The organism is Desulfovibrio simplex (genome assembly GCF_055387835.1).
In genome coordinates this window covers 1,085,416-1,099,828 of the sequence record NZ_AP042377.1, presented here as the reverse complement: position 1 = coordinate 1,099,828, position 14,413 = coordinate 1,085,416, and the positions used below count along the sequence as shown (strand labels likewise).

At 56.2% G+C, this 14,413-nt stretch carries 10 protein-coding genes; 2 read left to right on the top strand and 8 right to left on the bottom strand.

The genetic code is table 11. The features are described from left to right. Positions 1–150: 150 nt before the first annotated feature. A complete protein-coding gene (locus tag ACZ5DH_RS04505; RefSeq protein ID WP_464255945.1) occupies positions 151–1,926 on the bottom strand; it encodes a formate--tetrahydrofolate ligase in 1,776 nt (591 codons plus the stop codon). Between the two features lie 506 nt (positions 1,927–2,432). Between ACZ5DH_RS04505 and lpdD the strand changes: the two genes are divergently transcribed. Next, the gene (gene lpdD, locus ACZ5DH_RS04500; RefSeq protein WP_464255944.1) at positions 2,433–2,816 is read left to right on the top strand and encodes a prenylated flavin chaperone LpdD; all 384 of its coding nucleotides are present in this window, start codon (positions 2,433–2,435) and stop codon (positions 2,814–2,816) included. Further along, positions 2,810–3,052 carry a hypothetical protein gene (locus ACZ5DH_RS04495; RefSeq protein WP_464255943.1) on the top strand — a complete coding sequence of 81 codons (243 nt, stop codon included), beginning with the start codon at positions 2,810–2,812 and terminating at the stop codon, positions 3,050–3,052. The genes lpdD and ACZ5DH_RS04495 overlap by 7 nt, the downstream gene beginning before the upstream one ends. Here ACZ5DH_RS04495 and ACZ5DH_RS04490 read toward each other — a convergent pair. The 7 genes from ACZ5DH_RS04490 to ACZ5DH_RS04460 all read right to left on the bottom strand — a co-directional run bounded on the left by ACZ5DH_RS04490 (position 2,973) and on the right by ACZ5DH_RS04460 (position 14,363). After that, positions 2,973–4,277: a sodium:solute symporter family protein gene (locus ACZ5DH_RS04490; protein ID WP_464255942.1), complete on the bottom strand. Its 1,305-nt coding sequence runs from the start codon at positions 4,275–4,277 to the stop codon at positions 2,973–2,975. The genes ACZ5DH_RS04495 and ACZ5DH_RS04490 overlap by 80 nt on opposite strands. A gap of 47 nt (positions 4,278–4,324) precedes the next feature. Next, positions 4,325–6,448: an adenosylmethionine--8-amino-7-oxononanoate transaminase gene (bioA, locus tag ACZ5DH_RS04485; protein WP_464255941.1), complete on the bottom strand. Its 2,124-nt coding sequence runs from the start codon at positions 6,446–6,448 to the stop codon at positions 4,325–4,327. Next, positions 6,432–7,382, bottom strand: coding sequence for a biotin synthase BioB (bioB, locus tag ACZ5DH_RS04480; RefSeq protein WP_464255940.1), 951 nt, complete (start codon positions 7,380–7,382; stop codon positions 6,432–6,434). Before bioB ends, bioA begins: the two co-directional genes overlap by 17 nt. Positions 7,383–7,811: 429 nt before the next feature. After that, positions 7,812–8,210 carry a Ros/MucR family transcriptional regulator gene (locus tag ACZ5DH_RS04475; protein WP_291302683.1) on the bottom strand — a complete coding sequence of 133 codons (399 nt, stop codon included), beginning with the start codon at positions 8,208–8,210 and terminating at the stop codon, positions 7,812–7,814. 335 nt (positions 8,211–8,545) lie between these two features. Next, on the bottom strand, positions 8,546–9,289 hold the full coding sequence (locus ACZ5DH_RS04470; protein WP_464255939.1) for a DUF4851 domain-containing protein: 744 nt from the start codon (positions 9,287–9,289) through the stop codon (positions 8,546–8,548). Between the two features lie 221 nt (positions 9,290–9,510). Beyond that, entirely contained in the window at positions 9,511–13,167 is a 3,657-nt protein-coding gene (locus ACZ5DH_RS04465; RefSeq protein ID WP_464255938.1) for a tetratricopeptide repeat protein, read from the bottom strand. A gap of 62 nt (positions 13,168–13,229) precedes the next feature. Next, a complete protein-coding gene (locus tag ACZ5DH_RS04460) occupies positions 13,230–14,363 on the bottom strand; it encodes a sigma-54 interaction domain-containing protein (protein WP_464255937.1) in 1,134 nt (377 codons plus the stop codon). Positions 14,364–14,413: the final 50 nt, after the last annotated feature.

The following is a 14,413-nucleotide window of genomic DNA, read 5'->3' as shown; positions in this document are numbered from 1 at the left end:
TTTACACGCAAGCTTATAAACTTGCATACAAAAAAATATTCTATCGCGAACGAATGGCATTCGGCAAAAAATTTCCGCCGTTAGCGTACAGCTGGCAAGCGGCACACTAACGGCGGATCATACATGAAGCTAAAAGCCTATACTTTTTTGCTAGAACAAGCCAGTTACCTTGCCGGTTTCCACATCAACATCAATATTCCGGAAAGAGGGTCTGGACCCGGTGCCAGGCATCAGGCTGATATCACCAGCCACAGGAGCCACAAGCCCCGCACCGCCGAAGAAGAGGACATCGCGCACGTTCAGCTTCCAGCCTGTGGGCACACCCTTGAGTGCAGGGTTGTCAGACAGGGAGTACTGGGTTTTCACCATGCACACGCCAAGATTGTCGGCGTCCGGGCGCTCCTGCAAGCTCTTGAGCCGCTGTAACGCAAGAGACTCAAATTCCACGCCGTCAGCCCCGTAAACTTCACGCGCGATACTTTCAATACGCGCGGCTATGGGCTGCTTCCAGTCATACAGCGGGCGGAATTCATTCTTTTCCTTGCAGGCGTCCATAACCGCGTCAGCCAGTTCAAGCGCGCCGTTTCCGCCCTTTTCCCAATGTTCGGACAGGGCTACGCGGGCTCCGGCCTGTTCACATATGCGGCGTATGGCGTCCACTTCAGCCTTGGTGTCAGTATGGAATTTGTTGATGCAGACCACTGCGGGCACGCCAGACCGGCGAACAACGCCAAGATGGTGCAGCAGATTGGCGCAACCGGCCTCAACAAGCCCCACATCTTCACGGGTGTAGGCCTCGGGAAGGGGCTGACCGGGCTTGGGCTGCGGCGCGCCGCCATGATTTTTGAGCGCGCGCACCGTGGCCACAACCACGGCCGCATCCGGAGTAAGACCACTATAGTGGCACTTGAGGTTCCAGAACTTCTCATAGCCCATTTCAGAAGCGAAGCCTGATTCGGTCACATGGTAGTCACTGAGCTTGAGGGCAACCCTGTCCGCAATGACCGAACTCTGCCCGAGGGCGATATTGGCAAAAGGCCCGGTGTGCACAAATACCGGCTGCCCTTCAATGGTCTGGATAAGGTTGGGTTTCACCGCTTCCACAAGCCATGCGGTCATGGCTCCGGCAACGCCCAGGTCGCTTGTGGTCACAGGCTTGCCGTTACGGTCGTGCGCGAGGACCATACGCCCCATGCGTTCACGCAGGTCGGCGAGGTCGCGGGCTATGGACAGAATGCACATGACTTCAGAAGCCACGGTGATGTCAAAATGCGAACGCATCATGAAGCCGTCATTGCGGCGTCCATCGTCCTCAATGCCAATAATGATGTTTCGCAGCGCCTGAACGCAAAAATCCATAACCCAGCCCGTGTTGACACGCGTGGGGTCGATATTCAGGCGGGCCATTCCTGAAAGCTTTTCAAGCGTGGCGTCATCATAGTTGCGCTCATGCTGCATGCGGGCGGTAAGCGCGGTCATGCCCAGATTGTGGGCAGCGCCCACGGCGTGAAGGTCACCCGTAAAGTTGAGGGAATACGGCGTCAGGGGGATGCATTGCGACAGCCCGCCCCCGGCAGCAGACCCCTTCATACCCATAGTGGGGCCGCCGGAGGGCTGACGAATGGCCGCCGAAGAGCGCTGGCCGCGCCTGGCAAGGCCTTGCACCAGACCTATTGTTGTGGTGGATTTTCCCTCACCGAGAGGAGTGGGCGTGATGGCCGTGACATCAATGTATTTGCCGTTGGGGCGATTTTCCAGACGACGCAGCACAGCCTGTTGCTCAACCTTGCCCATATAGTGCCCGTAGGGCAGCAATTCCGGGCCTTCAAGGCCCATCTCTGATGCCAGGACCTCAATGGTTTTCATGCGGCTTTCCGCATCTTGAGCGATTTTCCAGTCAGGGTGCTTGGTGGGATCTAGAGTCATAGCAGCTCCAAAATATGGTTTTCTAAGTTCATAATGTTACGATCGGCACAAAGAGCTTCAACCCGAAGAAGACAGACGGAAGGAGCGTTTTTCATCTGCGTGTCCAGCTCTCTTCTGTTTATTTTAAATGAAATGATAGTACGATATTTTTCGTAAAAAAACAATGTAACACTCAAGTGTTAAACACGTAACAGAGATCAGCGCACATTACAGTCGCAAACACACCTTGATCAGCAACTGCGTGTTGTCACGCCATAAACATCATCAACTGGTTCCATTGCACTGCTTGCAAGGGGCTGCCCCCTGCGTTATGTTGACCCCGCCATAACCAAGATTACTACCATTAGAGCATTTTCACTTTGAAATTGCTCTGGCGACTGCGTGAGCAGGCGCCCGCAGCGAAGGCGTAAGCGCAATTTATTTGCGCTGTTAAGCGCCGAAGCATGCGTGTCTTAAACTTTGAGAATATCCATTCTCAAAGTTAATCTGGTCTAGTGAGGAAACACATGCGCCTGACCGCAAAACACGGCAGACTTGCCGTCACCCTGCGCGTGCTGCGCCAAGGGCAGGATCTGCAGGTCATATGCAGTGGCGGCCAGGCCCATATCGGGGCTGTCGCCCTTGCCAGCCCACATCCTTCAACTGTTGCTGCGGATGGGGAAAAAACCGATGGTCTGCTTGTCCTGTCCGGGCACCGCGAAGACATGCTGGCTGCCCGCATGGCCCGCCGTTTGGCGGATGAACTCAACTGCGCAGTGTGTGTGACCGCCGGCATTCATTTTGACTCTATCACCAAAGAAGAAATAGAGCGAGTGCTCAACCTGGCTGATACCCTCACAGAACGTTGCCTGACCAGACTGAAACAAGCCGCGAAGGAGTGCCCATGCTGACTGTCAAAGACCTGGAAAATCTGGAAGCCTACATAACATCAGGCCAATTGGAACAAGACTTCAAAGACGGCTGCGAGCATGACCGTTTTTACCTTCTTGAACTGCTTGAAAAGCTTATGGACATAGCGGAACTGGCCGACGCCACTGCCACAAGGCTCATATTCCGGGGTCTGCCTGTGCCGATGCCGCCGTCCGCGCAGGGCGGGGAAAACGGCGGGCAGCCGCAAGGCTCATGATCAGCGAAAAAGCCAGGCCAGCAAAGCTCCAGTCGCTGACGCCGGTAAGCGCGGCTGTGAGTCCAAGCCCTCCCCCTCCCGCAATGGCCAGCGCCATTCTCCAGGGGCGAAAATGCACCTTGCCATGCAGGAGCATGCCGATAAAAACAGGAATCACCACGCCGCACACATAGATATCGTTGGCCATAAGCAGCAGGGAAAGAATGCCTTTGCCCGGCAGCGCCAGGACAAGCCCCATAATCCCAAGCAGGATCAGGCACAGGCGGCACGTTTTCACGCCGGGCTTGCGCAAAATGTCGTTACTGCATACCGAGGCGGCGGTAATCAGGCAGGAATCCGCTGCGGAAAAAATGGCGCTGAAAATGCCGAGCAGAATGAGTGTGGCCGCCCATGAAGGCAGGTGGGTCAGCAAGGCTGTGGTCAACACCTGTTCGGGCGCTGTTCCGGCGGGTACAAGGTCACGGCAGGCAATGCCCAAAGCCACAATCAAGGCCGCGGTGAGAGTGAGGCCTGCCGCTGCTGCGAGCCCGCCATTGCGTGCCGCACGTTCGTTACGAGCCGTAAGCATGCGTCCGAAAAGCATGGGGCAGACCACATAGCTCCCGCCAAGAATAAGAAGGAAATAGCGCAGTTTGGAAATGGGAAACTGCGCATTGAACACTTCCAGAGGCACAGCCAGAAGCGCCTGCCCACCTCCAAGATGCAGAGCCAGCAGCAGCGCGATGGCGAGAGAAAGCAACAAAATGCCGAACTGCCAGATGTCGGTCTTCATTACCGAGGCCTGGCCGCCAGCCAGCGTATGCCCCACCAGCACAGCCGCCCCCACGAACATGGCCGTGTTTTTATCAATATTTGCCAGCGGGGCTATGATTGTGGCCAATGCGCTGAACTGCGCCGCAAGAATGGCGAGCCATGCCGTGACGATGATGACAGATGCCAGAGAACGGCTGGGAGCCCCCAAAAACGTGGTGAGCATTTCCGGCATGGTCATGGCCCCGCTGCGGCGCACCTTGCGGGCCAGAAAAAGGCTCAGCAAAACCAGCCCGAGCGAGCCCGACATAAGCCACCAGATGGCGGGAACCCCCACCTGCCACGCCAACCCGGCCATTCCCATAGTGGCGGAACCGCCCACGCAGGAAGCCACAATGGACAAGGCCACCAAACCTGCGGAACTGCGCCGTCCATTGACAAAATAGGCATCCTTGTCGGGGCGGCGCCGCGCCATCGCCCATGCGTGCAAAAACAGAACGCCAACGTACGTCAGCAGAAACATCACGGCAAATACACTCCCAGATGCAAAGCCTTTTCAACCACGGCGCACAGCCGTGCCACATCTTCGACGGGAGTCACATACGGCGGCATAAGGTAGACAAGGCGGTTGAAGGGTCGCAGCCACACTCCGTGCTCGACAAAAAATTTCTGTAATGCGCGCGTGTTCACCGGCTCGTGCATCTCAACCACACCTATGGCCCCGAGCACGCGCACATCGGCGACATCCGGCAGCCCCTGGCAGCCTGCCAATCCCTCGCGCAACGCAAGCTCAAGATCGTCCACCTGCTTTCGCCAGCCGCCCGAGGCGAGCATGTCAAGGCTGGCTCCGGCCACGGCGCAAGCCAGGGCATTGGCCATAAAGGTGGGCCCGTGCATAAATACGCCGCCATCCCGGCAAATGCCTTCCGCAACCTGCCTGCTGCAGGCAGTGGCCGCCAGCGTAAGCATACCTCCGGTAAGTCCTTTGCCGCAGCAGAGAATATCGGGGCTCACTTCGGCCCATTCAGCGGCAAACATTTTGCCCGTACGGCCAAAGCCAGTCGCAATTTCATCAAATATCAAAAGCGTGTCGGCCTCTCGGCACAGTTTTGCAAGTTCGCGCAGATACTCCGGATGGTAAAACCACATGCCGCCCGCACCCTGCACCACAGGCTCAAGAATAACTGCGGCAAGCTCCTTGCCGTGTTCAGTGAGCACATGGCGGGCATCACCAAGACACGCGGGATCAAAGGGCTGGTCGAAGCGGCACGAAGGGCGCTCCATGAAAAGCTGCTCAGGCAATATGCCCGAAAAAAGGCTGTGCATGCCTGTGACCGGATCACAGACAGACATGGCCCCGATGGTGTCGCCATGGTAGCCGCCGCGTGGGGCCAAAAAACGGGTACGTTGCGTTTCTCCCCTGCTCTGCTGATACTGCAAGGCCATTTTCAGGGCCACTTCAACAGCAACAGAACCGGAATCCGCAAAGAAAATTCTTTCCAATCCCTCAGGCATAAGCTCAAGCAAGCGCTCAGCCAGGGCCACGGCCGGTTCATGGGTAAGGCCGCCGAACATGACGTGGGGCATGCGGCCAGCCTGGGAATGCAGGGCATCAAGCAGGCGTGGATGATTGTACCCATGGATGGCCGCCCACCAGGACGACATGCCGTCAATAAGCTCTTTTCCGTCAGCAAGCACCATGCGGTTGGCAAAGGTGCGCCTGACGGCGTTAAGGGGCGGAACATCCGTGGCCGAGGCATAGGGATGCCAGACAGTTTTTCTGTCTCGCTGTATGAGGCGTTCTTCTTCCAGAAACTCTGAAGAGTTCTGGCCCTTTTCAGACCAGCGCTGGCCCATTTGCAGCGCTATGGGCCTCAGCAGATCTGTCAGCTTTTCCCAGCCGGACCAGTCCAGTTTTTCAAGACGCGGCAGCTCAACCACCGGCGCATCACAGCCCATACGTTCAAGCTTTTTCCGCAGAATACGGGCATTGTCCGCCAGCAGGCCCGCCACATCCACTCCGGGGCAGTTCATGGCAGGATCAGCGGCGGGCGTCAGGGCAACCCCTGCCAGAAGAAGTCCGTGATGACGCAGAGCTTCAACTGAAAGCAAAATATGATTGAGTCCGCCAAGATAGTTGCCGCCAGCCAGCAGAACGGGCAAGCCCAGCATGGCCATCAAGTCCAGCATATCCTCGTCTTCATTAAGGGGAACGCGCAATCCTCCCGCGCCTTCCAACAGAAGCGCCCTGGCCGGAACAGCCCGCCAGTGGGCAAGGATGTCCTCACGCAGGCTCCGGCAGCTCAGCCGTCTGTTTTCTCTGGCGGCAGCAAGATGCGGCGAGGCTGGCAACTCGAAACAGCGAAGAACCGCTGAAGGTTGCAGCCCTTGCATGGGTTTTATGCCCTGCATGGCCCTGGCGTAAACAAAGGCGTCAGACAAGGGCGAACAGGCAACTTCATCTGCCCGCACGCCGGTTTGCACAGGCTTGACCGCCTGCACGGCCACGTTTTCCTGCCGCAGACAGCGCAGTAACGCTCCCGTGCATACGGTCTTGCCCACATCCGTGCCGGAGCCGGCCACAAAAACACCACGCAGGGGCCGTGCTTCCTGCGTGGACACGTCAGGTTCAGCAATGGGGGGCACAGTCAACCTCCAGCCCAAGATCGGCAATCATTGCAAGATCATCGGGCACACCTCGGCCATGCGTGGTGAGATAGTCTCCTGTCATGAGCGCGTTGGCTCCGGCATGGAAAATTTCTTTCTGCCGCTGACCAAGCACTAAAGGCCTGCCACCGCAGACGCGCAATGTTGCTTTGGGCAGGATGTGCCTGAAAAGAGCAATGATGCGCAAGGCTTCGCGCGCCGAAAGTAGCGGTTGCCCGGCAAGGGGCGTTTCAGGATGCGGATGCAGGAAATTTATGGGCACATTGCCCACACCCATCTCTTTAAGGCTGAAGGCAAAATCAATGCGGTCACGCCAGCTTTCGCCAAGACCGAACAGGCCGCCGGTACAGGCCGTCATACCCGCCTTTTGGACGCGAACGACGGTATCCCTGCGTTGACTCCAGGTTTGCGTGGTGCAGATGCTTGGATAAAACTCACGTGAGGTTTCGAGATTGTGGTGATACCTGTCTAGCCCGATGTCAGCCAACAGGGCCAGCTGGTTTGCATCAAGCCTGCCAAGCGACGCGCAGACACGTTTGCGCGCTGACTCAGGCAAAGATTGCAGTACGCCTGCCAGGCGCTCAAACTCTTCACCACTCAGCGCGCCGCCGCTGGTCACAATGCCGATGCGGGCAACAGGCTGTTCAGCCAGCGCCAGGATACGGGCGCGCAATTCCTCATCGGACAGCAGGGAAAACACATCAATAGGGGTATGGTTGTGCCTGCTTTGCGAACAAAACCTGCAGTCCATGCCGCAGTTTCCGCTTCGGGCGTTGATAATGGCGCAGAGCGTGACCTTGTTGCCGAATGTTGCTGTGCGAAGATGTGAAGCGCTGGCAAAAAGCTGTTCATCTGAAAGAGATAAAAGCTCCAACGCTTCCGCAGGGGCATCCGCCGTGTAATATACAGTCATACCTTGATCCTGAAAAACCTGAAAAAACCATGACCAGGCGGCGGCTACTCTCCCTCGCCTGCCGTTTCACAAAAAGCAGGGGCATCCTGGCGCAGAAACATCTGCGCCAGGAATCGTCTGCAATGTTTTCATGAAAATGGGTTCGTAGCCGCTTCAAAAAAGCACCATCACAAATGGCAGGCATCCCTTCAGGCAGATTTGCTGTAAAAAACATTCCACAAATGCAGGTCATGCCCGTTACGGCACGTGCACGGGCAATACCTGGCAATATGGTTCTCAACCGCAGGCCCTGCGGGTAAGGGCTGGGGTTGCGACCGTGCCTTTCTGCCGGGCGTCTGCTCGCGCACATGAATGAGCGCTTCACAAAGCACTTCAATTAGGGTCGCGACCCACAAATGCAAAAAAGCCCGCCTGCGGCGGGCCTGTGCATTATTGGACTTTACGTCTTTTTTCCCACAGCTTCATGTCTTTCATTTTTTTGCGACGTTCACGCTGCAGGGCTTTGCAAACGAGCGGAGCATCTTTTTTGAAGCCCCATTTTTCGCGATATTCCGCAGTGCTCATGCTGTGGCCGGCAAGGTGGCGTTTGGTCAGAATTTTGAAACTTTTGCCACACTCAAGGCAGGTAACAGACTTTTCCTTGACAGACTTACGGGCTTCTTGAGCCATTTCAAGGCTGTCCATTTCAACCGGCGTTTCACCTTCGGCCACGGCGCGAATGCCAAGAGCCACCCTCTGAATGAAAGTAGCTATTTCTTCTTCGCTCATCACACGCACACCGGCCTGCGCCCTGGTGATCTCCAGAGCTTCTTTCAAATAGTCGTCCATAGTTACCCCTTATGGTCATCTTTATGATCCGCCAAACGCGCAACAGTGGGGGGCGCGTTTATATTTAACACAGATCGAGTTGTTAAATCCACAGTCCCAATTGGCCGAACATACACAGAGCTTATTATTTCGTCAATGTACTAATACGTATTTAAAAAATCATTTTACAAACATTAATGTAGGTATTTCGAATATGTTGGCGATTTTGGCGCAGTAACGGCGAAATTTCATTTAACTTGACATTATTTAATGTGCAACGGCCTTCCAGAACACGGGGTTTGGAAGGCCGTTGCCAGAGGATTCCGAGACAATGAGAACTGATTATTAATAATAAATCAGTTGACCTTAAAGCTATCATACTGTGATACAGTTCCCAAAAAATATTGATCCATGAACTGCCACAGAACATTTTTCAGGTAAGGATCAACAAGTCCGATCAAATTTTCGGGCACCCGGCCGACAACAAAGGTGTTTCTGGCACGCTGTTCGAAGGCCTTCAACTGGTCGGTCTGCGCAATAGTCAGCACGTCAAGAAAAGCCATCTGCTCCGGAAGGGGTTCGCGGTACTCCAGGATAACCTTGTCGACATTAAAGTTGAACCGGGAAGTAAAACTGCGCACAAGCCAGCGCACCGGAGGGGTATCAGGCTGCACCCCGGCCAGAAGCGAAAAAGGATCGCGCGCGCCGTCGACAATAAAGGTGCTGGCCGAGAATTGGGTGTCACCGATGATCTCGGTTGCGTGATCCACGCTGAACGGAGGCGTTGAATCGCTGTTCCAGTACCAGCTGTGCGGCAGTTCAGCCTGTGCCACAATTGCAAGTGGTGATTGCGGCGTGCCCTGTCCGTAAGCGGCCAGCCATACAGATACGGGCAGCCCGCCCAAAACGCTTGTCCAGGGAAGATTGCACTGCCCCTGGCCGCCAGTGAGCAAGGGCATGTCCTTGACCGTCAGACTGATAGCCGGGCGTGCTGTTGACACATACACCGGGCCAACCATCCCACGCTGCAAGCCCGCATTGCAACCGGCGAGAAGCATCGCCAGAAGCGCCATAAAACAGACGTGACGCAATATTTTCATACTTGTCCCCTTTACCACGGCATTTCGTGACACAGTTACACAAACAAGACTGTCCGATAACAATATCTATTACGATACTATGCCATGAGCGCAGACCTGGCAACGCATGCATTTGGTCAAAAATTGCCTGCATTCATTACCAGTTCTGATAAAAACCATAACAAATGGTACTAGTTATAAAATTACAAATAACTGTTGAACTGTGGCGCGCGCAGAACGGCCTATTGGCCGGAAGCGCCCTGCGGCGCAGAGGATCCCTGTGGTGCAGCGGCCGCTCCTGGCAGATAATTCTGCAGGTCACGCGAAACCTCAAAAGTCCGAAGTTCGCTGGCGGCAGCCTGCGCAAAGGGCGAACCGGGATAGTTGCGCACGATGTCTTCCAGCAAGGCCTGCGAGCGCGCTGCATCCCCCAGCTTGCGGTAGAGCCGCGCCTCACGGAACCTCAAACCGGGGTACTCCGGCGACTGCGGGGGAGCGTAGGCATTATAGCGCTCAACCCATTCCAGCGCCTCAGGAACACGGTTGGCCACTTCGCTGATATCCATAAGTGCTGCCAGGGCATCCTTGATGCGCTGGGGATCAGCCTTTTCCGAACGTTCATCCTGCAACCGGGTAAAGAGCTCCACAACTTTGCGGTTGAGTGCGTAGGCGTTCTTGATGTCTTTTCGTTCCTCGGCGTCACGCGCCAGAAAGTATGTCGCGTAGGCGCGCTGATACAGCGGAATATCCTGCCTCTCCGCCAACTGCGCCCACATGGCCAGCGCCGGGCCGGAAAGGTTGAGGTTTTGGGCAGAAAGGGCCATGGCGTAGTCAAGCTGGTTGCGCAACTGCTTGTTCATGGGCCAGGTGGAAACAAGTCTGCCAAGATCAAGCACTTTATCCCATGCGCCAGCTTTGAGATACCTGTTGAAAAATTCCGTAAAAGCCGCTTCGCCGTAGTTGGGATCCATAGGGCTTTTCAAAAAATCCGCCAGCAGAGCCAGAGCGGCGGCCTCATCGCCCCGCTCGAGCAGACCTTGAGCCAAAACATAGCGCATGCGCGGATCAGGAACGCCGTAGCGCTCGCGCACAAGCGGAAAGCCGTTCCAAAGTATAAGAATGCGCCCGTAATTATGCTCGGCCAAAGAGTTGGCCAGCTCTTTCTGAAAGGCTTCCCAGATAAGATCACGGGCTTCGGGGACATTGGCATTGTCAGGATAGGCGTCTATAAAGTCGGCGGCCTTGCCCATGGCATCGGTGTACTTTTTATCCCAATACAGCCACATGGCCTCTTTGAGGCGGGCCAGTACAGCCTCTGGCGCCGTTTTGGAGCTCGCGGCCAACTCATGGTATACTTTCCACAATGCCCCATTGCCTGTCTTGGCAAACACTGCGCTCATCTCGGCATAGGAAATGGGCGAATCGTAAATGCCCTTCTCCGCCAGGCGGAGCCTGGCCAGAGCCGCGGGTGACGTCCCGGCATACTGGCGCTCGACATAGCGGTAAACAAATTCAGCCGTAGGCCAGACGCCCTGCCGGGCATATATATCGCCCAGTTCCAGCAGAAGAGCGTCATTGCCGGAATTGCCGGGCACAAGATTGTAGTAAAGCCAGTACAGGTTGAGGGCTGCGGGTATTTTACCCAGGGCCTTGTCAGTGCCTGCCTGCAAAAGCAAAAAAGCAGGTTGGTCGATATAATATCGGGGCCAGCGCTTGCTTATAAAGTCAAGTATAAGTTGTGCATTCTGAAATTTTTTCTGGTTGCTGAAGGCTTCGGCCAGCCCCACGGAAGCTTCCTGCAAGTAGGAAGATTCCGGATATTTATCCAGAACGATGGAAAAAGACTGTTCTGCGCGTTCATTGAGACCGCGCTTCAACTGGGCCTTGCCCAGCGCGGTGAACCCTTGCGCAACGCCTGGATAGTCGGGATAACGGCGCAGCAGGGCCACAATGTATCCCCCCGCGTCCACAAGGTTGCCAACGTTAACGTTTGCCAGCCCCAGGCGCAGCAAGGCTTCGGGCACGCGCGGAGACCGCAGGTTGGCGTTCATTGCCTCACTGGTGGCGGACACAATGGCTTCATATCCCGCAAGCGGATTGTCCGCATAGCGCGCCCATGCGCAGTCACTTATGTAGTAGAGTGTTTTTTCAAGCATCTCCGGGCTGATCCCGGGGAGGCTTTTGAGCTTCTCAAGCTGCGGCAAAGCTTCAACGTACTTGCGCTCGCGAAGAAGCCGCTCGGCTTCTTCCATCACAACTTCAGGCTTGATGGGTTTGGATACCGGATTGCCCTGCTCGTCCACGTAAATGACGGGGCGCTCTTCCGCCGCTTTGGCGGGGGCTTCGGGCGCATGCTGCCCAGAGGGCAGGCCCACGGTTTGTCCGCTCACCTTGCCGGATACCTCGCCAGAGGCGGACGGGCTGTCCTGTTTGGCAGAACCGGGCTGAGCCCTATTTTCCACGGGCTGCGCGGCGTTTGAAGCAGGCGTGGCTGGCGGCAGAACAGCAGCATTTGTCGACGGAGCGCCGCCTGTGACGTCAGGCTGCGCCTGTTCGCTCTTTTGCGCCAGTGCATCCTTCTGCGGCTCAGCTTTCTGTGGCTCACCCTTCTCCTGTTCAACTGGCGCCCCGGAAGCTGGCGCACCCCCTGACGGGGTGGCGTCATTGGCAAAAGGCAATTTGCCGCCTGTGGAAGTATCGGCAGCGACTTCATTATGGGCAGCGGGCCCGGCAGTTCCGGCTTCTTGCCGTGAAGCTGCGCCGGTACTTTGCGGCGCGGGCGCGCCCGGTTCGCCTTGGGCCTGCTCGGCGCGGGCGGGTTCAGCACCGGGCAGAGACTCGGTTACAGTGGAAAGCGCCTTGTCTTCCGGCCAGTCTTCCGGCCCCCCGGTGTTTATCCGGCCGAACACCGTTTGGCGGTCAACCATGCTCCCCCGCTCTCCAAGCGTTTGCGGGGACGCTGCCGCTGCGCCAGCCGGCGCGGCGGCCGTCGGATCAGCGGATTGCTGCGCCGCCTGCGCCTCGGAAAAGCCCAAAAAATCCCAAATCCTGTCAGGAAATTCTTCAATGCCGAATGAGGAGGATTTTTTTGAAGGCGCTTTTTCACTCAACTGCGCCAACTGCGAAAACGGCAGGGTCGGTTCATGCCCAAGCGTGCGCCCCAAAGTATCGCCAAGGCCATCCGCAGCACTGCCTGACGCCTTTGCAAAAGCAACGTTGTCAAAACGGCCAGTTGCTATAGTTGCAGCAGCAGGAAAGGTTGACGCTTGCGTGCCTAAAGCTGATGCAAACGGCTTGCTCCTGGGGTCGCCCAAGGCATCTTTGTCATGAGCAAACCCGTCTGGCGCGGATGACTGGGCCGCGCCTGCGGCCTGGGAGTTTTTTTCCCGTGCCAGACTGACGGCTTCACCCGACGGGACAGATGCCCCCTTTCCGGCGGCAAAAAATTCTATATCCAGCCTGTCGGGCGCTGTGCGGTGCACAGCATGCCGCACGGTACGGGAAGAAAGCAGAATGCGCACGTGGCCGTCAACAAGACCGGCATGTTCAAGCAGGGCTCCCTGGACAGGCATAGGGCCGTCAGGCGTGAACGAAGGCGCGGAGTGAGCATCAGAGTTCAAGTAAAGCGTTAAAGAATTACCCCCAGAGCGGGCCAGACTGCTGACCTGATCCGGAGCATCCAGTTGCAGATGCAGCCTTTCAGCGCCATTATCCGCCGCTGACCAGCTCCACGAAAGGGCGTGAGCGCTGAAGGGGATCAATCCGATGCTTACGATCCCCAGAAGAAAAACAAAAAAAGATCGCCCGAATCGACGCAGAACACAGCGCAGATTGACGACAAAACCTTCACTAAAAGGAAGATGAGGTTGGCTTGTGCCAGCGGGTATCTTTTTATTCACGTACACTTCACGGAAAGTTTGAAGCACCTGGAGCCGCCATGCGTTATGCAAAAAATGCGCCGTCATGCATTGCGTTTCTTCAACTTTTCAATCAGGGTCGTACGTTTTATGCCAAGCAGTTCAGCGGCCTGGTTTTTGACGCCTTCGGCCCGTCCCAACGCTTCATCAATCAGACGACTTTCCACAGCGTCAAGGAAATCTTTAAGATTCAATGCCTGGGCCTCAAGCACAGCCAGATCGGGCCAGACAAAACTTCCGGGCTTCTGCGGGGCAAACACCTGAACAGCGTGCGAATCTGGAACGTCGCTCTCCACAACAGGCGCAGCATGGTCTGCAGCGGGCTCGGCATGGCAGGATTCTTCATGCGCCACGGGCTCAATTTCGTCGGCGCACTCTTCAACTTCAGGCAATGCTGCAATATCGCCGACATGGTCAAGTATTTTTCTGGGCAAATCCTCTGGACGAACGAGATCACCATCCACAAGAATGCTCAGACGCTCCATAAAATTTTCAAGTTCACGCACATTGCCGGGCCAGGCGTACGCAGCCAGCACGCGGCGCGTGTCAGGCGAAAGTACGAGGGTCGGGCGCTTTTTTTTGGAGCAAAAAAAGTTCAGAAAATATTTGGCCAGCACAAGCACGTCTCCACCCCTTTCGCGCAGGGGCGGCAAGTGCAGCGGTATGACGTTAAGGCGATAGTACAGGTCTTCACGAAAGCGTCCGGCAGCCACCTCGACCTCAAGGTCACGGTTGGTTGCAGCCACAATGCGCACGTCAACTTTCTTGCAGCCGCTTCCGCCAACGCGCTCTATCTCTTTTTCCTGAAGTACGCGCAGGATTTTGACCTGAAGGCTCAGGTCCATCTCGCCTATTTCGTCAAGAAAAATGGTGCCCCCGTCCGCCACTTCGAAGCGGCCTGGGCGGGAGCGGATTGCATGGGTAAAAGCGCCCTTTTCATGCCCGAAAAGCTCACTTTCCAGCAATTCTTTGGGGATGGCCCCACAGTTGATGGGCACAAAGGGTTTATCGTGCCGGCAGCTGTTGGAATGCAGGGCACGCACCAGCAACTCCTTGCCTGTTCCGGATTCCCCGGTTACAAGCACGGTGCTGTCTGTGGGCGCAACCTTGCCCAGAACTTTAAATACTTCGGCCAGACTTGTACTCTGCCCGATAATGCCGCTTTTGTTTAACTCCATGAGTTCTTCTCCGCCGGTCATCCTTTCCTGTGTCAATACACTGACGCGAG

Coding starts and splice junctions, on each gene's coding strand:
- ACZ5DH_RS04475 (WP_291302683.1), bottom strand. CDS start 8,210: ATGGACGACTATTTGAAAGAAGCTCTGGAGATCACCAGGGCGCAGGCC.
- lpdD (WP_464255944.1), top strand. CDS start 2,433: ATGCGCCTGACCGCAAAACACGGCAGACTTGCCGTCACCCTGCGCGTG.
- ACZ5DH_RS04505 (WP_464255945.1), bottom strand. CDS start 1,926: ATGACTCTAGATCCCACCAAGCACCCTGACTGGAAAATCGCTCAAGAT.
- ACZ5DH_RS04495 (WP_464255943.1), top strand. CDS start 2,810: ATGCTGACTGTCAAAGACCTGGAAAATCTGGAAGCCTACATAACATCA.
- ACZ5DH_RS04470 (WP_464255939.1), bottom strand. CDS start 9,289: ATGAAAATATTGCGTCACGTCTGTTTTATGGCGCTTCTGGCGATGCTT.
- ACZ5DH_RS04460 (WP_464255937.1), bottom strand. CDS start 14,363: ATGGAGTTAAACAAAAGCGGCATTATCGGGCAGAGTACAAGTCTGGCC.
- bioB (WP_464255940.1), bottom strand. CDS start 7,382: ATGACTGTATATTACACGGCGGATGCCCCTGCGGAAGCGTTGGAGCTT.
- ACZ5DH_RS04490 (WP_464255942.1), bottom strand. CDS start 4,277: ATGGCGCGGCGCCGCCCCGACAAGGATGCCTATTTTGTCAATGGACGG.